This is a genomic window from Methanobrevibacter sp., assembly GCF_015062935.1.
Classification (GTDB): Archaea; Methanobacteriota; Methanobacteria; order Methanobacteriales; family Methanobacteriaceae; genus Methanocatella.
Map to the genome: position 1 here is coordinate 1 of NZ_SUTM01000040.1, position 1199 is coordinate 1199.

General features: G+C 33.3%; 1 protein-coding gene. It reads right to left on the reverse strand.

Annotated elements, in window-relative coordinates; genetic code table 11:
- Positions 1–1154: hypothetical protein (locus tag E7Z81_RS11945; RefSeq protein ID WP_292748136.1), on the reverse strand; the 1154-nt coding region annotated here is incomplete at its 3' end.
- Between the last annotated feature and the right edge of the window lie 45 nt (positions 1155–1199).

Sequence of the window (1199 nt, forward strand, 5' to 3'; positions counted from 1 at the left end):
AATAAATCACGAATACTGTCACTTAATCTGTTTCTGGCACTAGCCATTTCATTATTAATTGACATGGCAGTATTTGTGGAAATTGGAGTTGTTTTAGTTTTCTTTGTAGATTTAGTTGTTTTTTTATCAGAAGTTTTGAAATTAGGGAATTTGGAAGCAATTTCCTTTGCATTTTTACCAATGACAACACCTACACCAGCATTTAAAAGATGTTTTTCAGGATTGCTGACGCCTCTGAAACTTGAAGGTGAAAAATTGTCATCATGAGCACGAGGCAGCCATTTTAAATTGTGAATATTTGTACTTGGTGGTGATAAGAATGCCACTACCATTTTTGCCTTTTTCTTTTTGAGAACACTTTTATAGTGATTGGAAGACCAGTGCTCCTTTAAGGTTCCAGCACATGCACCGCCATAAATGCACATATAGATTCCATTCTTTTTTACACGATTGATTTGAGAATAATGGTAACTTGGTCCGATACCACCAATTTCAACCTTATAACCTCTTTTTTTAAGATATTTACCAATATCCTTCATTAACTTCATATCTCTTGATTTAGAATGAATATTATCAATATTCATAAAAACAGTAATTCCAGATCCCTCTTTTTGTTTTGTATTGGTTGATTTTTTACTTGAAACTGTTTTAGAAGAGGAGGTTTTTGTAGCAGTAGTTTTGTTTGGATTATCAATTGTTGTTGTTAAATTACCAAAAAAGGCACTTAAATCCAGCCTAACAAGTTTTTCACTTGAATAGCTGTGTCCTTTCTTTAAACTGTCTTGAGAATTAACAACAACTCCGGTGATAATGTTGGTGGTGTCAAACTTGAATTTGCTACTTGCAAGTTCAGGAGTTGTCAAATATATTCCGCTTTGTAACCAATCTTCCTTGCTGAATGGTTCTATTTGAAGTACACCATACTTATTGAAATATACATCAATATACGCCCCTGTACTAAACACCAAATTACGTATCGCTTCAATATATGACACATCACGAAATACCATTTGGGTAGTTGATTTCATTGGATTGAAGTTTATACCATTTTCCCAAACTCCCTGATCATAATAAAGTTTAGGCCTCAGCCCTGAAAGTTCTGTTTTGTACTTGCTTAATTTTTTAGAAGATACCCTACCTTTTCCATTATTCACACCATTTTGAGTGAGGAACAATCTCAATAAATCATAATAGCTATT